The 21,403-nt window shown below is 67.0% G+C and carries 23 protein-coding genes and 1 pseudogene; 8 read left to right on the top strand and 16 right to left on the bottom strand.

Translation table 11 applies throughout. The annotated features are described in order from the left end of the window. From KDJ86_RS03565 to KDJ86_RS03530, 8 genes and pseudogenes are all read right to left on the bottom strand, one after another. Nucleotides 1–348, bottom strand: a pseudogene (locus KDJ86_RS03565) (hypothetical protein); the annotation flags it as partial. A gap of 682 nt (nt 349–1,030) precedes the next feature. Next, the gene (locus tag KDJ86_RS03560; RefSeq protein ID WP_291743010.1) at nt 1,031–1,363 is read right to left on the bottom strand and encodes a hypothetical protein; all 333 of its coding nucleotides are present in this window, start codon (nt 1,361–1,363) and stop codon (nt 1,031–1,033) included. Between the two features lie 98 nt (nt 1,364–1,461). Then, a complete protein-coding gene (locus tag KDJ86_RS03555; RefSeq protein ID WP_291743007.1) occupies nt 1,462–1,737 on the bottom strand; it encodes a GlsB/YeaQ/YmgE family stress response membrane protein in 276 nt (91 codons plus the stop codon). A 62-nt stretch (nt 1,738–1,799) separates the two neighbouring features. Then, nucleotides 1,800–2,441: a hypothetical protein gene (locus tag KDJ86_RS03550; protein WP_291743005.1), complete on the bottom strand. Its 642-nt coding sequence runs from the start codon at nt 2,439–2,441 to the stop codon at nt 1,800–1,802. Between the two features lie 46 nt (nt 2,442–2,487). After that, on the bottom strand, nt 2,488–3,504 hold the full coding sequence (locus KDJ86_RS03545) for a L,D-transpeptidase (RefSeq protein ID WP_291743002.1): 1,017 nt from the start codon (nt 3,502–3,504) through the stop codon (nt 2,488–2,490). 51 nt (nt 3,505–3,555) lie between these two features. Then, a complete protein-coding gene (locus tag KDJ86_RS03540) occupies nt 3,556–3,945 on the bottom strand; it encodes a hypothetical protein (RefSeq protein WP_291743000.1) in 390 nt (129 codons plus the stop codon). Nucleotides 3,946–3,998: 53 nt separating this feature from the next. After that, complete coding sequence (locus tag KDJ86_RS03535) at nt 3,999–4,682, bottom strand: hypothetical protein (RefSeq protein WP_291742998.1); 684 nt, start codon at nt 4,680–4,682, stop codon at nt 3,999–4,001. An 86-nt stretch (nt 4,683–4,768) separates the two neighbouring features. Continuing rightward, nucleotides 4,769–5,341 (bottom strand): hypothetical protein, encoded by a 573-nt coding sequence (locus KDJ86_RS03530; protein WP_291742995.1) that lies wholly within the window; start codon nt 5,339–5,341, stop codon nt 4,769–4,771. Nucleotides 5,342–5,762: 421 nt separating this feature from the next. Here KDJ86_RS03530 and KDJ86_RS03525 point away from each other — a divergent pair, with 421 nt between their 5' ends. Both KDJ86_RS03525 and KDJ86_RS03520 read left to right on the top strand, forming a co-directional pair. Then, nucleotides 5,763–6,875 carry a polyamine ABC transporter substrate-binding protein gene (locus KDJ86_RS03525; protein WP_521085250.1) on the top strand — a complete coding sequence of 371 codons (1,113 nt, stop codon included), beginning with the start codon at nt 5,763–5,765 and terminating at the stop codon, nt 6,873–6,875. 50 nt (nt 6,876–6,925) lie between these two features. Beyond that, nucleotides 6,926–7,879, top strand: coding sequence for an AraC family transcriptional regulator (locus tag KDJ86_RS03520; RefSeq protein ID WP_291742993.1), 954 nt, complete (start codon nt 6,926–6,928; stop codon nt 7,877–7,879). 63 nt (nt 7,880–7,942) lie between these two features. Here KDJ86_RS03520 and KDJ86_RS03515 read toward each other — a convergent pair whose 3' ends face one another. Continuing rightward, nucleotides 7,943–9,589 carry a calcium-binding protein gene (locus tag KDJ86_RS03515; protein WP_291742990.1) on the bottom strand — a complete coding sequence of 549 codons (1,647 nt, stop codon included), beginning with the start codon at nt 9,587–9,589 and terminating at the stop codon, nt 7,943–7,945. A 331-nt stretch (nt 9,590–9,920) separates the two neighbouring features. On the opposite strand from KDJ86_RS03515, the gene KDJ86_RS03510 reads away from it, so the two are divergent. Then, entirely contained in the window at nt 9,921–10,526 is a 606-nt protein-coding gene (locus KDJ86_RS03510) for a lysozyme inhibitor LprI family protein (RefSeq protein WP_291742988.1), read from the top strand. Nucleotides 10,527–10,533: 7 nt separating this feature from the next. Here the strand turns inward: KDJ86_RS03510 and KDJ86_RS03505 are convergent, their stop codons facing one another. From KDJ86_RS03505 to KDJ86_RS03475, 7 genes are all read right to left on the bottom strand, one after another. Then, complete coding sequence (locus tag KDJ86_RS03505) at nt 10,534–10,893, bottom strand: hypothetical protein (RefSeq protein WP_291742985.1); 360 nt, start codon at nt 10,891–10,893, stop codon at nt 10,534–10,536. Further along, a complete protein-coding gene (locus KDJ86_RS03500; protein WP_291742983.1) occupies nt 10,893–11,627 on the bottom strand; it encodes an SDR family oxidoreductase in 735 nt (244 codons plus the stop codon). The genes KDJ86_RS03505 and KDJ86_RS03500 overlap by 1 nt, the downstream gene beginning before the upstream one ends. A 63-nt stretch (nt 11,628–11,690) precedes the next feature. Then, the gene (locus KDJ86_RS03495; protein ID WP_291742981.1) at nt 11,691–13,766 is read right to left on the bottom strand and encodes an NHL repeat-containing protein; all 2,076 of its coding nucleotides are present in this window, start codon (nt 13,764–13,766) and stop codon (nt 11,691–11,693) included. A gap of 170 nt (nt 13,767–13,936) precedes the next feature. Then, a complete protein-coding gene (locus KDJ86_RS03490; protein ID WP_291742979.1) occupies nt 13,937–14,467 on the bottom strand; it encodes a YybH family protein in 531 nt (176 codons plus the stop codon). 144 nt (nt 14,468–14,611) lie between these two features. Continuing rightward, the gene (locus tag KDJ86_RS03485) at nt 14,612–15,007 is read right to left on the bottom strand and encodes a (R)-mandelonitrile lyase (RefSeq protein WP_291742977.1); all 396 of its coding nucleotides are present in this window, start codon (nt 15,005–15,007) and stop codon (nt 14,612–14,614) included. A gap of 111 nt (nt 15,008–15,118) precedes the next feature. Then, nucleotides 15,119–15,820, bottom strand: a complete 702-nt coding sequence (locus KDJ86_RS03480) for an HAD family hydrolase (RefSeq protein WP_291742974.1) — start codon at nt 15,818–15,820, stop codon at nt 15,119–15,121. 72 nt (nt 15,821–15,892) lie between these two features. Then, nucleotides 15,893–16,438, bottom strand: coding sequence for a YcgN family cysteine cluster protein (locus KDJ86_RS03475; protein ID WP_291742971.1), 546 nt, complete (start codon nt 16,436–16,438; stop codon nt 15,893–15,895). 111 nt (nt 16,439–16,549) lie between these two features. On the opposite strand from KDJ86_RS03475, the gene KDJ86_RS03470 reads away from it, so the two are divergent. From KDJ86_RS03470 to KDJ86_RS03450, 5 genes are all read left to right on the top strand, one after another. Then, on the top strand, nt 16,550–17,191 hold the full coding sequence (locus tag KDJ86_RS03470) for an OmpA family protein (protein WP_291742967.1): 642 nt from the start codon (nt 16,550–16,552) through the stop codon (nt 17,189–17,191). A gap of 124 nt (nt 17,192–17,315) precedes the next feature. Continuing rightward, on the top strand, nt 17,316–17,756 hold the full coding sequence (gene trxC, locus KDJ86_RS03465; protein ID WP_291742965.1) for a thioredoxin TrxC: 441 nt from the start codon (nt 17,316–17,318) through the stop codon (nt 17,754–17,756). A gap of 138 nt (nt 17,757–17,894) precedes the next feature. Continuing rightward, on the top strand, nt 17,895–20,096 hold the full coding sequence (locus tag KDJ86_RS03460; RefSeq protein WP_291742963.1) for a transglycosylase domain-containing protein: 2,202 nt from the start codon (nt 17,895–17,897) through the stop codon (nt 20,094–20,096). A 69-nt stretch (nt 20,097–20,165) separates the two neighbouring features. Beyond that, a complete protein-coding gene (locus KDJ86_RS03455) occupies nt 20,166–20,738 on the top strand; it encodes a DUF1214 domain-containing protein (RefSeq protein WP_291742961.1) in 573 nt (190 codons plus the stop codon). Next, nucleotides 20,735–21,280 (top strand): DUF1254 domain-containing protein, encoded by a 546-nt coding sequence (locus tag KDJ86_RS03450; RefSeq protein ID WP_291742958.1) that lies wholly within the window; start codon nt 20,735–20,737, stop codon nt 21,278–21,280. Before KDJ86_RS03455 ends, KDJ86_RS03450 begins: the two co-directional genes overlap by 4 nt. The last annotated feature ends 123 nt before the right edge of the window (nt 21,281–21,403 follow it).

Below are 21,403 nucleotides of genomic sequence, written 5' to 3'. Positions count from 1 at the left end.
GGTCCAGCCCTGTTCGATGACGTAACGTTGGAGCGAGCCCGACGGCACCCCGAGGTCGAGCGCGATCTGGCGAAGCGGCCGCGGCGTCCCCTCGACCATGCGGCGGAGGTCGGCCAGCGCCCTGCCGTCGAGGGCAAGCGCCGCCATCGCGCCGGGGCGCCTCCCGCGCCGCCTCCCGCCGGCCGGATCGGGAGCGGACGGGTCGCGGGAATCCGGCCCGTCGAAATCGGGATCATCGCCGCGATGGTCGCGGGCGCGCGGGTCGTGCCCGCCATGTTCGTGCCCCCTCGGGTCGTGCCCGTTCGGCAGCGGGCCAGGTGGATGGGTCGGTGAATGGATTTCGGTCATGGTGTCTCTCTCATGGGTGGGATTTTGGTGACCCGGGCCTCTCCCCGCGAACGCGAAGCAGCCTCCGCTCCTCCGGCTTTTCACGCCGCACCTTCCGCCCCCTCTCCGCTCATCCCCGCGAAAGCAGAGCTCCAGGACCCCTCCTCAACGACCCGCCCCTCCTCCGCTCATCCCCGCGAAAGCGGGACCCGGTCCCTCCCTCGACGATCCGCCCCCCCTCCGCTCATCCCCGCGAAAGCGGGGATCCAGGTCCCTTCTCTCGATATCAGTCGCTTCGGCCGTCTCGCCCCCCCGCCGGAGCTCACCCCCCCGGGCGGCCCGGAGGTCGGACCCGAGGGCGGGAATGAGGGGTTGGTGCGCGAGGCGGACAGCACCCCTCGAAGGATCGGGGGAGCCCCTCCGCCGGCCAAAAGAGAAGCCCCCGCCCGTTTCCGGGCGAGAGCTTCGAGGTGGCGCGCGCCAGCGGCCGCCGGGGAGGAAGACGACGACCGCAAGCGGCCCGCGCGATATGCCAGGGAGGCGGGAAGGGAAAGCGCGACCGTCATGCCGCGCGCCCTTCCCGGATCATGCCCGCAAGATAGGCGACGGCCGTCACGCTGTCAAGATTTTATTCCTAACACAAGCGTGACAAGGCACCGATGATCGAAGGGCAGCGGCGCTGAGCGGGCGGCGGCAGCCCTGGTCAGTTCTTGAAATGCGGGCTGCCTTCGCCGGTCTGGGCGAAGTCGGTCCACGACTTCCCCTCGGCGTAGAAATCGACCATCGCGTCGCCGGCCGCGTTGTAGGAGCATTGGAAGTCCTCGCCGCCCGTTTCGAGGGCGATGGTGCCGTTGACCGCATGGGTGCCGTCGGTGCGCTGCCCCTCGTATTTAGTCTCGGTCTCGGCATCGAAGACCTGGAAGAAGCCCTGCGCGGCGACGGCGCAATCCTCCTGCATATAGTCCGGCGACTGGGCATGGGCGACGCCGGCCAGCGGCGCCGCGCAGACCATCGCCACGAGAACCGATCTCTTCATCTCACTCTCCAAGCGCATGTGACGCCGCCGAAGGCGGGCGCCGATGATCCCGGCGCCGGCACGGACCCTCGCCGCGCCGGCGCCCGCCGTCACGGGGGTCAGGCGCGTTTTATGAGGCTTATGATCAGCAGCACGATCACCGCGCCGATCACCGCCGCGATGATCGCACCGATGATGCCGCCGCCGAGGCTGACGCCGAGCGCGGGCAGGAGCCATCCCGCCACGATCGCGCCGATGATCCCGAGGATGACGTTGCCGACCAGGCCGAATCCGCCGCCCCGGACGATCAGGCTCGCCAGCCACCCGGCTACGCCGCCAACAATGATCCAGACGATCACCGATACGATCATGCTGCTTCCCGTCGCATCTTCCATTGCCGCCTCCTCGGTTGCCAACCAGATACATGAAGCGAACGCGCAACGCCGTCCGCCTTACCTCACATGATGGTCATCGACAGCTGGTAATGGACCGTCTGGCCACTGTCCTTGTCGTTGCCCATCAGGTAGACGCGGATGGTGTAGTCGCCGTCCTTGGGCAGCTTGAGGCCGATCGCGTCATTGCCGTCCCTGGAGCCGATGAAGATGGCCTCGCCGTTGCTGCCGGGCGGCAGGATGTTGAAGTAGCAGGTGCCCTCGGTGATCAGCGAGACCGACATCTCCTGGCCGGCGCGCGCGCCGAGCAGGTAGTCGTGGTAGCCGTCGCCCGTCACCTTGCCCCTCTTCGAGGCGTTGTCGTTGCCGGCCTCGAACTCGACACGGGTGGTCTTGCTGCCCTCGTCGGCCGCACCGGCCATCGCGCCGCCGCCGTCGTCCATCCCCTCGACGACGCTCATGTCGCCGACCGTCCCGTCGTTGTAGCCGATGCACTTCCACACGGTGCCGCCGGCATCGCGGAGCATGACAAGCGTGCCGGCTTCGGAAAAGTCGGAGCTGACGACCTGACCCGACTGTCCGTCCGGTCCGCCGACCTTCTTCAGTTGGGCGATGCAGCCGTCGATGGCGGCCTGCTCGTCGGCCAGAGCCGGCCCGGCGAAAAGGGCCAGTCCGGCCACGAGAAACGCAAATGCCTTGGTCTTCACGTCAGTCTCCTCTGCTGGTCAGGCCCCCGCTGCCCGATCCCCGATCCTAGGCGGCCTCGTTGCCGTCGGCCATCACCACGAAATCCTCGCCGGTGCGGGTGTCGCGGTCGAGCGGCAGGTCGACGGTAACCATCGTCGTCCCCGGATACATCCGCGTCCGGATCGCCTCGACCACGTCATGCGAGCCGCGAATCCGCTTGATCGTCGCCAGCTCGGTGAGCTCCACCTCGCGCTCCTCGTCATGGTAGTAGCGGATCGAGCGCCAGCGCACCTGCTTCTTGGCCGCGTCGAACAGCGAGAGGATGAAGACGTGATTGCCGAGCGGCACGCCGCCGTCCTCGATCGTCGCCTTGCCGTCGGCCACCACCTCGCCATTGTCGAGCACCAGGATCCGCTCCTCGGCGCCCGATACGATGATCGAGGTGACCGAAGGCTTCGCCGACAGGCCGGCGCCCGGCGGACCCGACATCTTGTTCTGGACGCTCGCCACCGCCTTTTCGAACTCCTCCTCCGCGTCGGCGGAGAGGATCCAGCCGGGATGAACGACCCCGTTCGGATAGGTCGCCGCATTGGCGATGATCACCGGCGTCCCGATCTGGGTGATGCCGAAGAGCTTCGCCGAGAAGTCGAGCGGCAGCCGGACGCAGCCATGCGAGGCGGGATAGCCCGGCAGGTTGCCGGCATGCAGCGCGATGCCCGACCAGGTCAGCCGGTTCATGTTGGGCATCGGCGCGTTGTTGTAGGTCGACGAGTGGTGGTGCTTGTCCTTCTGGAGGATGGTGAAGACACCGGTCGGGGTCGAGTGCCCGGGCTTGCCGGTCGAGCAGGTCGAGACCGCGATGCGCACCCCGTTGCGGTAGACGAAGACCCGCTGGTCGGGCAGCGACACGACGATCGCCACCTGCCCCTCGGGCGCGCGCTCCGGATGCCAGGTGAACTCGCCCGGCTTCAGCCCGTCCACCGCCTTGATCGCCGGCTCGGCAAGCGCGCCGCCGGCGACCCCGGCGCCGATGCCGGCGGCCAGCCAGCCGAGGGCGGTCCGTCGTGAGGGATGTCTGTTCATTGGCTTCTTGCCTCCAGGATCGCCCCCGATGCCCTCGCGCCGGCCGGATGCCTAGTTGCAGGCCGGATATTTGTAACGGTCGGCCTCGCTGACATCGACCGGGCAGCCGCCGTTGCCTTTGCCATTTCCGCCATTTCCGGCGGAGCGTCCGTCGGTCAGCTGGCAGATGCCGTTGGCGCCGCCCTTGCCGGTGTAGGAGACCGACGGCGACCCGTCCGGATTGACGCTCAGCGAAATCGTCACGTGGCCGTGCTTGGCCTCGTAGTAGCTGGCTTTCGAAACGGTGATCTTGGCTTCCTTGCCGTTGACGTAGATCGGCCCGCCCTCGTCGGCATGCACCTCGATATTCCCGGGGCAGGTGGCGTTGACGAACGGAATGCCGGCATGGGCGGAACCGGCGAGCGCCAGCAGCCCGATCGCAGAGAGAATTACCGTCTTCATCGTGGATTTCCTGTGTTGGGTCATTCGCAGTTGGATCAACGGGCGAGGGGCGCTCACTCCGCCCCCTCGGAACCGGTGAAGGAGATCTCCTGGACCGTCCCGTCATTCGAGACCAGGCACTTCCACGGGGCGCGCTGCGCGCCGACGCCGATCATCACCATCGAATTCGCCTCGGAGAATTCGGAGCTCGTCACCGCAAGGTCGGGCTCGCTGGTCTCTTTCTTCACCGCCGCCAGGCAGGCGTCGATCGCGGCTTGCGAGACGTCCGAACCACCGGCGGCGGCCCCATCCATCGCACCGCCGCCGTCGTCAGCGTCGGCGCCTTCCGCCGGGACGCCGTCGCCGTCATTGCCGGTGAATTCGATTTCCTGCACGGCGCCGTCATTAGAGACGAGGCATTTCCAGGGTGCATCATTGTCGCCGACGCCGAGCATCACCAGCGTGTTGGCCTCGGAGAATTCGTTGGAGAGGATCGAGACCTTGCCTTCGCCGGTCTCCTTCTTCACCGCCGCGAGGCAGGCATTGTTGGTCACCGTCTCGGTGTCGTCCGCGGCGGCAGCGGGCTTCGGCGCCGCGGCGTCCTGTTTGGCGGGCGCTGCGTCCTGCTTGGCGGGCGCTGCCGTCTCCTCCTTCGCCGGCGCGGGCGCTTCCGACTTGGTGTCCTGGGCGGGGGGAGCGTTGTCACAGGCGGCGAGCAAGACGGCCATCGCCAGGACCGAATATCTCAGGTGGCTCAACATGGATCAGTTCTCCGATCGGATATCATGAATTTTGCAGACAGGCCGGGCGATCCTAGCTGATCGAAACGCCCGAAATATGGCGACTATATCCCGCCTTTCTTGAGCAGATAGACCTGCCCGGCGCCGCTCACTTCGCAATTGCCGAGCCGGTGGCCGGCGGCAACCTCGACGAGATAGTCGTCGCCGGCGATCTTCCGGGACCTGGTCGGAACGATGTCGGTCGGCCGGCGGCCCCATTGGGCGGACGCCTCGCCGACACAGGCGCGCATCGCCGCCCGCGGCGCCGCGTGCCGATCGGCCTCCCATTCATGCTCGCGGTTATGCGCCACGCGCTGCCGGCGCTCGGTCACCCCGGCATCGTAGCCGGCGCGATAGGGCTCGTCGGCCGCGGCGCCGTGATAGGGCGCGTTGTAGAGGCCGTCATTGTAGCCGCGCTCGTATTTCGCCTCGGCCTGGGCATCGCTCAGGTGCTGGCCGTTCTTGTGATGATCCTCGTGATGCGAAAGCGCCGCGATTCCCAGGATCGCCGCGGCGCCGGCGATCGCGGCGGCGGCGGCCCCGGCCTTGTTGTCGGAAGCCGCATCGGCCCGGACAGGCGCGAGCGCCATGGCCGCGGCGAGGCCCGTCGCAACCATCAGGCCGGGAAAGCCCTTCATCACCCCTCCCCGCCTCGCAGCCGGCAAGCCTGCCGCGGATTGACGGATGATGGCCTTCTCAATCGCACTTCTCGCCGACGTTTGTTCGATCATGGGCTCGCTTGGCTGCAATCACGGGTCGAGGGAGGCTTCGTTTCGAGCCGTCTCTCCGGGTCCTGTACCAAGCGGCCGCGAATCGCGGCAATCCAGATTGCGACGCACCATTATCCGCATTGCGATGGTCTGTTTGCTGGTGCAAATTGGTCCACTCCGGTCTAGTTTGCAGCATCGGCGCACTTTCTGGCCCCGAGACAGTAGTCTGCTCGCCGGCCAGAGGATGGTTCGCGGTAACAGCCGCCGGACTGTATTGAAATCGACATAGAGGTCGTATACCGGTCAGGTAGCAACGTATCATCGATATCCGCGGCGGAAGGTTGCTTCAATGAGAATACGGACAAGCCGATTGCCGTTTCTTGGCCTTGTTTTCCTTTCCGCCATTGCGTCGCTTGGAATTCTTCCGGCGGTCGGACAGGACAAAGTCGTCCACGTCTACAATTGGTCCGACTATATCGATACGAGCATCATCGATCAGTTCGAGCAGGAGACCGGTATCAAGGTCCTCTATGACGTGTTCGACTCGAATTCAGTGCTTGAGACCAAGTTGCTGGCTGGCGAGAGCGGATACGACGTTGTCGTGCCGAGCTCGAGCTTCCTGGAAAGGCAGGCGCAAGCCGGTGTCTTCCAGCCGTTGGACAAATCGCGCCTCCATAACCTCGGAAATCTCTGGGATGTCATCCAGCAGCGGACGGATAGCTTCGATCACGGCGGGAAATATTCCGTCAACTACATGTGGGGGACGACTGGAATCGGCTACAACACCGACGCGGTGAAAGCGCGTCTCGGCATCGATGCGATCGACAGCTGGGAAGTGATCTTCGATCCGGACAAGCTCGCGAAGCTGTCGGACTGCGGCGTCCATGTGCTCGACACGCCCGGCGGCGTGCTGCCGGCGGCCATGAACTACCTGGGGCTCGACCCCAAGAGCCAGGAGCCGGCCGACTTCGAGCAGGCGGCCGATCTGATGGTGAAGATCCGCCCCTACATCACGAAATTCCACTCCTCGGCGTATATCGATGCTCTTGCCTCGGGAGATGCCTGCCTGGTGATCGGCTGGTCCGGCGACGTTCTCCAGGCCCGCGACCGGGCCGACGACGCGGGGTCCGGCGTCCATGTCGAATACGTCATTCCGAAGGAAGGCGCGCAGATGTGGTTCGATCAGATGGCGATCCCCAGGGACGCGCCGAACCCCGAGGCAGCCCATCTCTTCATCGACTTCATGATGCGACCCGACACGATCGCCGCGGCGTCCAACTACGTTCACTACGCCAACGGCAACAAGGCGAGCCAGGCGCTGCTCGATTCCGACGTCGTCGACGATCCCGGCATCTACCCGCCGCCGGCGGTGATGGCGAAGCTTTATGTGACACCGACCTACGAACAGGACATCCTGCGGCTCAACAACCGGCTCTGGACCCGCATCAAGTCCGGAGAGTAAGAGGCTTCCGGGCACCCGATCGGGACGACTCCATCAAGTGGATTTGGCGATTGCTGTTCGAACCGACACAGGTGATTGATGCGAAGGGGGTCGAGTTCGAACGCGAGAAGATGTTCGAGCACGAGCAGACCTTTTCGTTGCATGAGGCAGAGGCTCCCGGAGTCTCGGTCGACACCGCCCATCTCGGCCGTTCCAGGCTCTGCCGGGTGCGATCCACGGGACACTCCGTCTCCCTGCGCGAGCCGGAATACGTCACGGTCCTCATCCCCCAGCGCGGGCTCATTGCCGTCGAGACCGGGTCGGAAGGCTTCTCGGCGGCGCCGGGCGACGTGCTGGTCTTCGCGCCGAATGCACGCCTCACGCATGTCATGCCCGACAGCAGGGGGCGCTTCGAAGCCCATTGCGCCCTGGTCGAGATCGGCAGCGTGGTCGACCAGCCGGATGCGCCGGCCGTGTCCCTTGAGCGCCATTTCGCGAGCACTTCGGCGGACCGCAGTGCCCTCGGCCTCCGGCGGCTGGTCCATCATTTCTTCGAGGAAGGGTTTCAGGCTTCGAGCGGCCTCGACAGCCTGCGTGCCCGGGAAGCCGCCAATGTCCTGCTTGCCGAGACGCTGGGACATCTGGTCAGCGACGTGCTCGAAGCCACGCCCGACCGCAGTCTCCCCTCCCGGCAGGACCACCATCTGGTCCGGCAGGCAGAGGACCTGATGCGCGATCGCTACCGCGAGGCCATTTCGACCCGCGAGATCGCGAAGCAGCTCGGCGTCAGCGCCAGGCGGGTTCAGGTCGCGTTCGAAAACACCCGCAACGCCCCGCCGCTCAGCGCCCTGAGGGCAATCCGTCTCGATATCGCGCGCCAGCGGATCCTCGACCGGGCCGACGACGAAACCGTCACCCAGATCGCGATGGAATGCGGCTTCTTCCATCTCGGCCGCTTCTCGCGCGCCTATGCCGAGGCCTTTGGCGAGACCCCGTCCCAGAGCCGCCGTCACGGCCGGAGCTGATCCCCGCCGCTTCGCTCGCCGGGCATACCCGGCCGGCCAGCCCGGCGCGCCGGGCGCCATGGTTCAGATGGTGAAGTCGCCGACCATGAAGTCCTTGTGGTCGAGGTCGGGATTGTGCTTCAGCTTGGCGACCAGCACCTTCGCGCTGCCGCCCTTGGCGTCCTCGTCGTACCAGAGCTTTCCCTTGCCCTGGTTGTAGATCAGGTAGTCGTTGCCGTCGTCGGCCTGGTCGCCGAAGGCCAGCTCCTTCTTGTTCACCTTGTTGCCGACCGACGCGAAGACATCCTCCTCGAGGAAGAGCTTGTCCTTGTTCTCCTTGAAGTCCTTGATCGTCTCCTTGTTCTTGCCGCCGAGCGCGGAATCGAAGACGAACCAGTCCTTGCCGCCGCCGCCCTTCATCTTGTCCTTGTGGAGGCCGCCGGAAAGGATGTCCTTGCCGCCATTGCCGATCAGCACGTCCTTGCCGTCGTCGCCGAGCAGGATGTCGTTGCCGTCCTTGCCCTTCACCTTGGCGCCGTCGACACGGCTGGTCAGGACATCGTCCTCGCCGGTGCCGATGATCGGGCCGGTGCGCGGATCGAAGATCGTCGCCATCGAATCGTCCGCGCCCTCCTGCTCCTCGAAGGGAATGATGAAGCGGCCGTCGCCGAGAAGCGCGGCGGTCGGATCGGTCGGATCCCCGGTTCCGGCGAGGAACTCCACCCCGACCTTGTTGCCGTCGGCGTCGTAGCGCTGGCCGCGAACCTCGTCGGTGTTGTCGTCGTCCCAGACGACGACGAAACCGCCATCCTCGAGCGCCACGACGCCCGGCTCGTTCTGGCTGCCGGCGGTCGTGGTATTCACCGTGAACGCGCCGCCGACGGCCGGATTGCCGTTATTGTCGTAGATCCGTGCCCTGATGCCGTCGCTGGACCCGTCATCGAAACCGTCCGTCCAGACGGCCACGAAGCCGCCACCGGCCAGGGCGGCGACCTGGACCTCATCCTCCTCTTCGGGCGCGCTCTCCACGACGCCGCTCGTCACGATCGAGCCGGTCGGGGAAACGATCGTGAACTTCACATCGAGGTCGGCTCCCATGAACTCGTCCTCGTAGACGACGACGAAGTTGCCGTTGGTGAGGACCGCCACGTCCGGGTTGGAGGCGTCATCGGGCTCGTTGAAGATGGTGAACTGCGCGCCGACCGTACCGGAGCTGCTCACGATCCGGCCGACGATATCCGTGTCGCCAAGGAGATTCTTGCTCTGGTAGGCGACCAGGTAGCTGCCGTCCGGCCGCATCGCGACCTCCGGATTCGAGATCGTCGCCAGAATCGGATTGTCGGCGATCGTTTCCGGGACGCCCGTCACTATCCGGTTGCCGTCGGCGTCATAGGTATCGACGCGGATCGAGGTGCCCAGGCCGTCGTTGTCCTCGTAGACCATGACGAAGCCGCCGCCGGGCCGCATCGCCAGGGACGCGTCCGTCTCGTCATCCGCGGTGTAGCTCTGGTTGACCTGGAAGGCGTCACCGACCGGGTTGCCCCTGGCGTCGAAGATCTGGCCGACGAGGTCGTCCCCCGGACCGGTCCCGATCGGGCCTCCCGCGCCCTCTTCCCAGACGACGATGTACCGGCCGAGGCCGATATCGATGGCGATCGGGTCTTCCTGCCAGCCGTCGGTTTCGGTGTTTACGAGATGCTGCGGTTTCCAGACGGTGGGGGTGTCGACCATTGTCGGCTCCTTTTGCGTGCAGGTGTTCGGGAAGGCGCCCGCGCGCCTTCGTCGGATCGGAAAGATCGGAACGGGCATTGCCGCGTTCCCGCGCCCGGTATCGGGCCAATGTCGTGCCGGCCCCGGCGCGTGCCCGTGCAATCGGGCCGGAAGGATCGGAAACGCCGCCCCTTCGCATGCGGAAATCCCTTCAGCCGGATTCCCGCGGTTCGAAAGACGCTAACACCGCGACTCGCCGATCACAAATCGAGCGCCGATCCGGCCGGCCCCGCCGCGAAATGGCCACATTGCCGGGACCGTCATGCGGTATTGCACGACGAGGAGGACCGGCATGAGATTCGGACGAGGACTTGCCCTGGCCATCGCCATCGTCGGCCTATCCTCAGCGGCCGCCATCGCCGCGCCGTCCTTCGATTGCTCCGGCGTCGAGGCGGGCAGCACCGAGGAGCTGATCTGCAACGATGCCGGGCTCGCCGCCCTCGACAGCGAGATGGCCCGCCTTTACGCCAAGATCGAATCCCAGACCACGGCGGAAGACTTCGCGACGATCAAGACCATGCAGCGCGGCTGGCTCAAGGGCCGCGACGAGGCCTGGAAGGCGAATGATCCCCGCCAGTATGTCGCCGACGCCTACAAGGAGCGCATCGCCGTCCTCAGCATCCAGGCGGGCGAGGTCATGGCGCCCGATCCCGTCGACTACACCTGCACCGGCGGCGATTTCGACTACCTGATCGCCACCTTCTACGACACCGACCCGCCGGTCGGCGTCTTCACCCGTCCGCCCGGCGGCGAAGTCCCCCAGTTCATCGCCACCGGCTGGGACGACGACGGCGCCACCCATTACAACATCGGCGGCCTCGATTTCGTCGAGCGCGATGGCAAGGCCGCGCTCATCTGGGCGGGCACGCAGATGGCCTGCACCCGGTCGCCCGGCTGACCGGCGCCTATCCGCCGTCGTCCTCCTCGTCGGGATCGTCGAGGCCGACCTTGGCCTCGCCGCCGCCCGGCACCCAGCAGCGGGTGAGCTCCGGGTCGAACCACACCCGGTAGCGCCGGCCCGGCTCGAAGCTCAGGCCCCTGTCCGCGTCGTCGAGCCGGAAGAAGTATTTCGTCCCGCCCTGCCTGAACTGGAAGAAATGGGAGACGATCGGCTTCGTCGGCCGCTGCTTCGCCGGATCGCGCGCGAACAGGTTGTCGCCGGTGGTGACGTAGCCTTCGAAGACGAGCCTTTCGGCATAGGTGACCCGGATCGTCCGGTCGAAGCCCCTCGGCACCCGGTCGATCAGCCTCAGGACGACGTCCATCAGGTCAGTAGCCAGCCCCCGTCGACGTCGACCGTGGTGCCGGTGACGAAGTCATTGGTGATCACGAAGAGGATCGCCTGGGCCACCTCGTCGGCGGTGCCGGCGCGCGGGATCAGGTTCCGGGCGGCGCGCTCGTCGGTCATCTTCTTGCGCTCCGGGCCATCCGGGCCGTGCATCGGCGTATCGATCATGCCGGGCGAGACGACGTTGATCCGCTTCGGCGCGATCTCCGGCGCGACGCCGCGGGCAAAGGCCTCGACCGCGCCGCCGACCGAGGAGAGCGCGATCTGGCCGGGCCGCATCCGGCGGGCCGGGGTGCCGCTCACCAGCACGATCGCGCCGCGCTCGCCGAGGTGCTCCGTTCCGAAGCGGACGCAGTTGGCATAGCCCCACAGCTTGGCGAAGGAGCCCTGGTAGCCGTCCATGTCCATCGCGAGGAACGGGCCGACGGCGCGTCCGCCGCCGGTCGCCGCGCAGACCAGGACATCGTAGGGCGCCTCCGCGGCGCAGAGCGCGGCCACCGCCTCGCCGTCGCGGACGTCGCAGGCCTTCGGGGTGATCCCGTCCGGCAGGTCCCCGGCGCGGTCGGGATTGCGGCTGATGGCGACGACCCTGGCCCCGGCCGCGGCGAGCTGCTTCGCCGCCGCGAGGCCGATTCCCGATGTGCCGCCAAAAACAAGCGCCTTCTTCCCCGCGATGTCCATCTCGTGCTCCGCCCGGTATTGCTCTGGCATGCCAGATTGCCGGAGGGGCTTAGCAAGTTTCGCGGGGCGGGGAAACCGGAAACCGGCGGCCGGCTATTGCGCCTCCACCGGGCCGATCAGCGGGGTGCGCACCGGCTTGGCCAGGCCAAGGAAGACCACCGCCCCGTCGCCGCCGAAGCGGGTGGAGATCGCCTCCGGCGGCGTCTCCTTGAAGCCCGCCTCGGCCGGCATGTCCCAGTTATTGGCGACCCAGACATTGCCGGCCGGATCGACCGCGACATCGGTGATGATCTGCAGTCCGCCGACATAGCCGCCCGACGGCGAGATCGGATCGCCGGTCTTCAGCCCCGGCGGACAGGTCTCGGTGCGCGCGCCGCATAGCTGCGCGACCGAGCGGCCCGTCGAATTCGCGACCCAGACATTGTCGTTGCCGTCGATCGCCACGCCCCACGGGCCGACAAGGCTCCCGTTTCCGCCGAAGGCGGGCAGTACCGTCCCGTCCGGCCGGATCATCGAGACGTCGCCGCCGGGAAATTCCTGCAGCGTCTCGAACAGGCCGATCCATGCCTTGGCTTCCGCCTCGGCCTTCGACTGCGGGTCGGTCAGTCCCTCGATCTTCGATTCGATCTTGTCCTTGATCAGCGCCAGCTTCTCGGCCGTGTCCGGATGGCCGACGGTGTTGGCGACCCAGGCATTGCCCTGGCTGTCGATGGCCACCGCGCGCGGCGCGAAGCCGACCTTGAAGGTCTCGGCCTTGCCGGGATCGCTGGCCGGGAAGCGGACCACCGTGTCGCCACCGCTGTTGGTCACCCAGATCCGGTCCTGTTGATCGACCGCGAGATGGAAGGGCGCCTTGACCTGGAGCGTGCCGTCGACCGGCTTGCCATTCTCGGTCCGCCCGAGGATGCGCCCCTTCGAGGCGTCGCCGCCCGGCAGGTGGACGATCTGGTCGTTGCCGTTGTCGAGGGCCCAGACGTCACCGCTCGGCGTGACGATGATCCCTTGCATCGATCCCAGCTTGCCGCCGAAGTCGTAGCCGGCATCGGGCGAAAGCGGCGCGCCGGTCTTGCGATCGAAGACAGAGATATTCCTGCCGGCGAGGCTCGTCGCCCACACCTTGTCGTCGCCGGAAATGGCGATGCCGAAGCCGGGTCCGTCGATGCCGCCGCCGCGGAAGCCCGTCGTCATCGGCGAAAGCGGCCTGCCGTCCGGCGCGATCTTGGAAAGGCCGCCGCCGAAGGACGAATAGATCGTCGACTGCGAGCCGACCAGGAAGTTGTCGTCCGCCCACATGTTGCCGTCGCCATCGATGGCGATGCCGCCGAGGGAATTCAGGCCGCCGCCGGCATGGACCAGCGACAGGGTCCAGGCGCTCGGCGCGAAGTTGAGGTAGGGAATGAAGGGCACGTCGCGCCACCTCTTGCCGGCCGGGACCGGATAGAAGTCGTCGAGCAGCGCGAACAGCTTGTCGGCATCGCGCCATGGCGCGCGGGCGATGTTCCCGGCCGCGGAAAGCGTGTCGGTGGGCGCGGTGCCGCCCGGCGGCGTCGCCACGGCGAAGAGCTTGTCGCATGCGCCCGGCAGGTCGGTGACGCAGGCCGACAACAGAATGCCCAGGGTGTTGAATTTGGCGAGCGTCGTCGTTTGCGAGCTGTTCAGCGGGTCCTGGATCACCGGCCCGAGGCCGCCGGTTTCGCGGTCGACCAGGTTCGGCACGTTGCCGGCGGCGATCCCGAGCCCGAGCGCGTTGCCGCTCAGCGCGGTTCCGTCGAGGAACTGCGCGCCGGTCCAGGCCGACGCGATCGTCGTCAGCTCGTTGATCGTCACGCGCTGCGGCACCTCCGTCCCCAACGTCGCCATCAGGGCGATCGCCGGGTTCGGTCCATGCCCGGCCCCTGCCTTCGGCTCGCCGCCGGTGGCGACGAGATAGAGGACGCCGTCACCCTCTTCGCCATCGGCGATGGTCAGCTCGAAACGTCCGTCATCGCCGGTCTTCGCCTCGGCCAGCTTTCGCGGTGCCTCCGCGCCCGCCGCCCGGAGGATCACGTCGGCGCCGGCGATCGGCCCGCCTCCTCCCTCGACCAGCCCTTCGATGCGGCCGGCGGCCAGCGCCGGAAGAGACGCCAACGCAAGGATCGAAGACAGGGCCAGAAGTCCGAGGGAGCGCATGATGGGCAACCTTCCGATCACATCCACTATGTCCGAACTATATCAGTCGGGCCGCCCGCCGCCCACGAGATGCGAGCGGCCGCGCGGGACGGCCTCTCCCGCGCCGGCGGCACCGGTTGCACAAGCGGCGCCGACGCCGACCCGTTTCGCTCAAACGAAGGCTGTTCCGTTCACCGGTCGACGACTTCGATCCACACCGGATAGTCGTCGGCCTGATGGCCGATCATCTTCCAGGCGCCGTTCTCCTTGCGGAAGACGCTGGTCTCGCGGACCCGCTGGTCGATGGTCTTGCCGTCGGCGGTCCTGATCGTCCCCTCGGTCAGGTGGGTCGCAGTCGCCATGTTGCCGTCGACGACGACATGCACCTCCTCCCCGTGGACGTGGCCGCCAAGGCTCTTCTCCGCCTGGGATTTCCAGTCGTCATAGGTCGCCGCCCAGCCGATGCGGTAGGTTCCCTCGGCGCCCATATAGGTCACGTCGTCGGCGTGGCTGTAGAGCTCGGCAAAGGGCTTCGGGTCGCCGTCGAACATGGCGTTGAGGACGACGAACCATTGGCTGACGGCGTCGTGAACGGCTTGTTCATCGGGGCTCATGGTATCGGGCTCCTCCTGCGATATCGCGGGTCCCGCCAGCGCCGCGCAAACGACGCCGAGGACGGCCAGCCGGAATCCACGCGCGACGACCGTACCTGGCTGAACCATAACCCGCATCCTCCTGATCGTAGAGAGGGGTATACAAGCGGTGTGGCCATCCCGTGACGGGCGACGACGTCGCCCGGCCGACGCCTTGGTTGTCGCGCGCGTCAGCCTTTCACCTTTCGTCCGTCGAGGCGCCCCGGCGCGACCTCAGCCGCCGTATTGCTCGTCGGAAACGTGTTCCATCCAGTCGACGACCTGGCCGTCCTGGACTTCCTGGATGGCGATATGGGTCATCCCCGTGTCCGGGCCGGCGCCGTGCCAATGCTTCTCGCCGCCCGGGAACCAGACCACGTCGCCCGGCCTGATGACCTCGACAGGTCCGCCCCAGCGCTGCACCCGGCCGACGCCCGCGGTGACGATGAGCGTCTGTCCGAGGGGATGGGTATGCCAGGCGGTCCGCGCCCCCGGCTCGAAGGTCACGCTCGCGCCCTGCACGCGCTCGGGCGCATGGGGGTTGAACAGCGGATCGATGCGAACTGCCCCGGTGAACCAGTCACCCGGTCCTTTCCCCGAAGGCTTTGTCCCCGCCCGTGTGATTTCCATTCTTCCGCTCCTCTCGTCGGCGTCCGGTGGGACCATATCTGTCCCGAGGGGCATTTAGGTCGTTTCCGATCGCATTGACAGGCAGCATTCGCCGTCAGGTCGACCGCCTTGTCATCCCGCGTCACGAGCCGTCTGAATCGCTGATGACGGCTCGCCAGGGCCGCGATTGATCCCCAGCAGCCCGGGCAGCGCCGCCATGTCGGCGAAAGGCGTCGCGCCCTGTTCGGCGAGCCTCGCCCCGTCGCCATGCGGCGCGTATCCGAAGCAGCGCATGCCGGCGCGCCTCGCGGCGGTCGCGCCGACGACGCTGTCCTCGACGACGACGCAGTCGGCGGCGGCGACGCCGAAGCTCCCGGCCGCGTGCCGGAAGAGTCCCGGGTCCGGCTTCCAGATGCCGACCGCATAGGCCGAGAAGATCCGCCCGTCGAACCGCCTGATGATGCCGTTGCCGCCGAGGGTGATCGACATCTTCTCCTCCGCGCCGTTGGAGGCGACGCAAAAGGAAATGCCGTTCGCGTCGAGGATGTCGAGAACCTCGGAGATCCCGTCGATGACCGGCACCCCCTTGGCGAGTTCGGCGAAGATCTCGCCATAGGCCTCGTCGATCCAGTCCTCCGGCAGGGTCGCTCCCATCCGGGTCGCGGTCTCGCCGATGGTTGCCATCCGCGAGCCGAGGAAGCGCGCCATGCAGTCTTCCGGGGAGATCGTCAGGCCGTGCCTGGCGAGGTTTCGCGACAGCATCCTGCAATGCGTCGCCTCGGTGTCGACCAGCACGCCGTCGCAGTCGAAGATCACGAGCCCGGGTGGCGCCACCGGTTTAGGCCCTCTTCGCGGACAGCAGGGTCCGGTGCCGCCGCCGCGTCGTGCCGCCCGTCACCTTGCGGTTCATCGGCCGGTTGTCTTCCGTCCGGTCGCCGGCGGTGCGCGTTCGGCCACCTCGATCCCTTCGGCCGGGTCCTCGCCCGGCCAGTCGACCAGATGGTCCTCGTATTCCTCGACCGCCACGTCCTTCTCCGACACCATCCGCCCCCTCACCGAGATTCCGGCATAATGCACCGTGTCCGGATCGCCGGAGACGAGCGGGTGCCACCAATAGAGGTCCCTGCCCTCGGCGACCAGCTTGTAGGCGCAGGTCGGCGGCAGCCAGGTCAGCTCGGTGACGTTTTGCGGGGTCAGCGGCACGCAGTCCGGAACCCGCACCGACCGGTTCGCATAATCGGTACAGCGGCAGGTCTCGTCGTCGAGGAGATGGCAGGCGACCTCGGTCCAGTAGATGGCGCCGGTGTCCCAGTCCTCGAGTTTGTTGAGACAGCAGCGGGCGCAGCCGTCGCACAGCGATTCCCATTGCGCCTGCGACATCTCGGCGAGCGCCATGCGCCGCCAGAAGGGCGTCTCGTCGTCGTCTCGTTCGGGGCGCGCGGTCTTCTTCAATGGCCCGTCCATGCCGGATGAACGAAAGCGAAAAGCCACGTTCAGAGGTGGTTCAGTGCGACAGCGATACCCCATCGCCACGTTCCGAGCCAGAACACGAGGAGTGGTCCGATGAAAAGCCGCACCGCGTTTGCCGCCGCGCTAGCCCTGACGCTAGGGATTTCCTCACTTTCCGCCATGCCGGCCACGGCGCAGTCGCGTGACGAGCTCGTCCGGGCGCTGGCGATGAATCCCCGCGCCGTCGCCCGTGATCGGGATTTCGTGCGGCGGATGGTGGCGCCCGCCTCGATCGCCCCGGCCTATCCCGCCCCCGCCCTCTCCACCGAGGCGCTCCGCCGCATGGCGACCCGTCCGGTCGGCGGCGCCGAGCGCCGGCGGATCGCCGCCGCGGTCGCCGAATACCAACTGCCCAGCGTCGATATGGAGGTCTATTTCGCCTATGATTCCGCGGGCATAACGCCCGCTGCCTATGGCAGTCTCTACACCCTTGGCGAGGCGCTGAGCGACCCGAGCCTTCGTGGCCAGACTTTCCTTATCGCCGGGCATACCGACGCTTCCGGCAGCGACGGCTACAACCAGATGCTGTCGGAGCGCCGCGCCTGGTCGGTGAAGAATTTCCTCGTCGCGACCTTCGACATCGACCCGCAATCGCTGATCGCCGTCGGCTATGGCGAGGAGCAACCGAAGGACTGGCGCGACCCGTTTGCCGGCATCAACCGCCGCGTCCAGCTGGTCAATCTCGCGCCGCGATAGCCCGTTCCTCCCAGGGACGCCGACGCCCTTCACCGGCGCCGGCGCCACCTTGACGGGAGCGACCGCCAATCCCCATCTTCCGGGGCAGAGCCGCCCTCCGGCGGCACCTCTCGAGACCCGGAAGATGAACGAAGCCGTCCGCCATATCGTCTGCCCGCATTGCGATGCGATCAATCGCGCCCCGAGCGGCCGCGACGCGCTCGACGCCAGATGCGGCCGGTGCCACAAGCCGCTTTTCGACGGCCACCCGACAAGCGTCCGCGCGGCGAGCTTCGACAAGCATGTCGGCCGGAACGATATCCCGGTCGCCGTCGATTTCTGGGCGGACTGGTGCGGGCCGTGCAAGATGATGGCGCCGGCCTATGAACAGGCCGCCGCCGAGCTGGAACCGGGCATGCGCCTCCTCAAGCTCGATACCGAGGCGGACCCGCAGGTTGCGGCACGCTACCAGATCCGCGGCATTCCAACGACGATCGTCTTCCGGGGCGGCAAGGAGGTCGCCCGCCGCGCCGGGGCCATGGATGCGAGGACGCTGGCGGCCTGGCTGAAGCCGCTGGCCGGCTAGGCACCGCCTGAAACGCTGAAGGCCAACCTCAGCCACGCCGTGCGTCCAAGTCTTCCTTAACTTCGCCCACTTGCCTATCCTTTACTGATCGGCGACATCATCGGCCCGAGTCGAGCCGCCAGAGCCCAGGTCAGTTCCTTGCGCGATCCATTCCAGTCGACATCCCGAAAACGGCACCGGATTCGCCTGATCGAAATCGATTCCTGGGTCGATACCGGCCTGTTCAGGATCGGCCGCTTCATCGCCACAAAGGCCGAAGCCTTCTCTGTCTTCATGCGACGCTTCCGGCTGACCGGCGTCCGCCGCGCCGCGGTCGAGGTCGCCGGCGACACGCTGACGCTTGGTCTCGGTGGCGCCCTGCTGATGCTGGCGCTGGCGCTGCCGGCCTTCGACGCGACGCGGAACGGCTGGCGTTCGCAAGGCGACTATTCCGTCACCTTCCTCGACCGCAACGGAAACGAGATCGGCAAGCGCGGCGTCAAGCGGAAGGAAACCGTGCCGCTCGAGGAGATGCCGGATCACCTGATCAAGGCAGTGCTGGCAACCGAGGACCGGCGCTTCTACGACCACTTCGGCATCGACGTCGCCGGGACGATCCGGGCGATGGGCGAGAACCTGCGCGCCGACGCCGTGGTCCAGGGCGGCTCGTCGCTCTCCCAGCAGCTCGCCAAGAACCTGTTCCTGTCGAACGAACGGACGCTCGAGCGCAAGATCAAGGAAGCCTTCCTGGCATTGTGGCTTGAGGCGAATTTGTCGAAGAACGAGATACTCAAGCTCTATCTCGACCGGGCCTATATGGGTGGCGGCAATTTCGGCGTCGAAGCGGCCTCTGACTATTACTTCGGCAAATCGGTGAAGGACGTGAACCTCTCCGAGGCGGCGTTGCTCGCCGGCCTGTTCAAGGCGCCGGCGCGCTATGCGCCCCACGTCAACCTGCCGGCGGCCAGGGCCCGCGCCAACGAGGTGCTGACCAACATGGTCCAGGCGGGCTTCCTCACCGAGGGCCAGGTGATCGGCGCACGCCGCCACCCGGCCAATGTCATCGAGCAGTCCGAAGGCGCCGGTTCGCCCAACTATTTCATGGACTGGGCATTCGACGAGGTGAAGAAGCTGAACCTCAAGGGCGACCGCAGCCTGACCGTCCGTACCACGGTCGACCTCGGCATGCAGAAGGCCGCCGACGAAGCGGTCGAGTCGGTGCTTCGCGAGAAAGGCGATGCCTATCGGGCGCGGCAGGCGGCGATGGTGGTCGTCGAACCTGATGGCGCGGTGCGGGCGATGGTCGGCGGCCGCGACTACGGCGAGAGCCAGTTCAACCGGGCAACCGATGCGCTTCGCCAGCCCGGGTCGTCCTTCAAGCCGTTCGTCTATGCGACCGCGATGATGAACGGCTACACGCCGAAGAGCGTCGTCCGCGACGCGCCGATCTGCATCGGTGGCTGGTGCCCGCACAACTATTCCGGCGGCTATTCCGGTCCCGTGTCGCTGACCACCGCGCTGGTCAAGTCGATCAACATCATCCCGGTCCGGCTGGCCCAGGCGATCGGCCGCGACAAGATCGTCGAGACCGCCCACAAGATGGGCCTGACGACGGAGCTCCTGATCACCCGGTCGCTGCCGCTCGGCGCGGCCGAGGTGAAGGTCGTCGACATGGCCGGCGCCTATGCCGTCTTCGCCAATGGCGGCTACAAGGCGACGCCCTACGCCTTCACCCAGGTGATGAACAGCCGGGGCGACGTCCTCTACGACCGCCGCAAGGACGCCCCACCGCCGGAAAGGGTGCTGCCCGAACAGACCGTCGCGGACATGAACGGAATCCTCTCCCAGGTTCCCGAATGGGGAACCGGCCGCCGCGCCAAGCTCGAGGGTATCAAGACCGCCGGCAAGACCGGCACGACCTCGGCCTACCGGGATGCCTGGTTCGTCGGCTTCACCGGCAACTACGCCGCCGCGGTGTGGATGGGCAACGACAACTACCAGCCGACGCGTCGCCTTACCGGCGGCAGCCTGCCGGCCATGACCTGGAACAAGGTCATGACCTACGCCCATAACGGCATCAAGCTGAAGCCCATCCCCTATGTCGACGACCCGGATGCCGGCAAGGCGGAAACGGTCGTTGCCGAAGCCGAGAGCCCGGACGGCGAGGCGGATGCCGGCGCCCCCGCGACGCTCTCGACCGCGACGACCGCGCAGCTCATCCGGCTGGAAGAGCTGCTGCGCTCCGCGCCTGTCCTGAAACCGGTCGCGGCGCTTGGCCCCGGCCAGGTCCGGAAGGAGATCGGTCTCGCTGGCGCCGACCCGGCAACGACCCACCTGCCGCCGCTACCCAGCCCGCAATAGGCTCCTCGCCTCGATAGCGCCCCGGCGTTCGGCCTTGTATCGTGCGAATCGCGACATGGGACCCTCCAAGTGCCACCCCTCCTGAATATCGCGATCGCCATCGTCATCGCAGCCGGCGTCGGACTCTCCTCCGCCTGGCTCGCGGTCGAGCGCGGTAACATCTTCGGGCTCGTCAGGATCGGCGACTGGACGGCATCGCCGGAAACCGGCGGTCCGGACGCGGATCCCTACGCCGTCGCGCGCCTTGCCCGGACCGGCGAATTGCCGCTCGGCGCCGGCGAGGGTCTCGCATTCCTCGCCGAATCCGACCACGACGGCGAACCGCTGCAAGGCGACTGCACGTACCGGATCGTTGGACAGACGCCGGCCGCGCGCCTGTGGACGCTGACCGCCTACGACCGCACCGGCCGGCTGATGACCAACGCCGCCCAGCGCCAGGGATTCGATTCGAGGGCAATCCTCAGGCACAACGACGGCAGCTTCGAAATCGTCGCCTCGCCCGAGGTGCAGCCGGGCAACTGGCTGCCCATCGCCACGCCGGGCACCTTCAAGCTGATCCTGCGCCTTTACGACACGCCGCTGACGACCGGGACCCAGGCGGATTCGACGATGCCGGACATCCTCCGGGAGCGCTGTCGATGAACAGGACGCTGCTCTACGTGATCGGCGGGTTGATGCTCGCCGGCATCATTCATATCGCGACCGTGATCATGATCCCCTATTTCGCGACCGCCGATGCCTATTCTTCGATGCGGCAGTTCGGGCGCGACGGCGCGTTCCACGTCCTGCCGGAGGCAAGGGCCGGACACGAACCCCTGGTCGATCTCGATCCCCAGATGCTCTACGGGGTTTGCCGCTTCTCGCTCGAAGACGGCCCGATCCAGGTCACCGCCGACCTCCCCGACACCTTCTGGTCGGTCGCGGTCTTCGATCGTCGCGGGCGGAACGCCTATAGCCTCAACGACCGTTCGGCGGGGCGGACGGAGGTCGACCTCGTCGTCATCACCCCGGTGCAGATGGCGCAACTTCGCCGCAACCCGCCCGAAGAGCTCGAAACCGCGATCGTCGTCGAATTGCCGATCGAGACCGGTTTCGTTCTGCTGCGCGTCTTCGTGCCGGACGACACGATGCTGCCCCGAGCCCGCGATGCGCTCGCGACCGCCGACTGCTCGGCAATGCTCTAGCTGGCGCGGCGACGCTGCGGCCCGGCTTCAGGAGCTTTTGCGGGACCGGCCCTTGCCGCCGATATCCTTGAAGTCACCCCGCCCGACCGTGTCGCGCAGGCGATAGCTCAGATCGACGTCCTG

This window comes from Bauldia sp. (assembly GCF_020442045.1).
Lineage (GTDB): Bacteria > Pseudomonadota > Alphaproteobacteria > Rhizobiales > Kaistiaceae > Bauldia.
This window is presented reverse-complemented; position numbering and strand designations above follow the sequence as displayed.

Coding starts and splice junctions, on each gene's coding strand:
- KDJ86_RS03560 (WP_291743010.1), bottom strand. CDS start 1,363: ATGAAGAGATCGGTTCTCGTGGCGATGGTCTGCGCGGCGCCGCTGGCC.
- KDJ86_RS03555 (WP_291743007.1), bottom strand. CDS start 1,737: ATGGAAGATGCGACGGGAAGCAGCATGATCGTATCGGTGATCGTCTGG.
- KDJ86_RS03545 (WP_291743002.1), bottom strand. CDS start 3,504: ATGAACAGACATCCCTCACGACGGACCGCCCTCGGCTGGCTGGCCGCC.
- KDJ86_RS03540 (WP_291743000.1), bottom strand. CDS start 3,945: ATGAAGACGGTAATTCTCTCTGCGATCGGGCTGCTGGCGCTCGCCGGT.
- KDJ86_RS03530 (WP_291742995.1), bottom strand. CDS start 5,341: ATGAAGGGCTTTCCCGGCCTGATGGTTGCGACGGGCCTCGCCGCGGCC.
- KDJ86_RS03525 (WP_521085250.1), top strand. CDS start 5,763: ATGAGAATACGGACAAGCCGATTGCCGTTTCTTGGCCTTGTTTTCCTT.
- KDJ86_RS03515 (WP_291742990.1), bottom strand. CDS start 9,589: ATGGTCGACACCCCCACCGTCTGGAAACCGCAGCATCTCGTAAACACC.
- KDJ86_RS03510 (WP_291742988.1), top strand. CDS start 9,921: ATGAGATTCGGACGAGGACTTGCCCTGGCCATCGCCATCGTCGGCCTA.
- KDJ86_RS03505 (WP_291742985.1), bottom strand. CDS start 10,893: ATGGACGTCGTCCTGAGGCTGATCGACCGGGTGCCGAGGGGCTTCGAC.
- KDJ86_RS03500 (WP_291742983.1), bottom strand. CDS start 11,627: ATGCCAGAGCAATACCGGGCGGAGCACGAGATGGACATCGCGGGGAAG.
- KDJ86_RS03495 (WP_291742981.1), bottom strand. CDS start 13,766: ATGCGCTCCCTCGGACTTCTGGCCCTGTCTTCGATCCTTGCGTTGGCG.
- KDJ86_RS03490 (WP_291742979.1), bottom strand. CDS start 14,467: ATGGTTCAGCCAGGTACGGTCGTCGCGCGTGGATTCCGGCTGGCCGTC.
- KDJ86_RS03485 (WP_291742977.1), bottom strand. CDS start 15,007: ATGGAAATCACACGGGCGGGGACAAAGCCTTCGGGGAAAGGACCGGGT.
- KDJ86_RS03470 (WP_291742967.1), top strand. CDS start 16,550: ATGAAAAGCCGCACCGCGTTTGCCGCCGCGCTAGCCCTGACGCTAGGG.
- trxC (WP_291742965.1), top strand. CDS start 17,316: ATGAACGAAGCCGTCCGCCATATCGTCTGCCCGCATTGCGATGCGATC.
- KDJ86_RS03450 (WP_291742958.1), top strand. CDS start 20,735: ATGAACAGGACGCTGCTCTACGTGATCGGCGGGTTGATGCTCGCCGGC.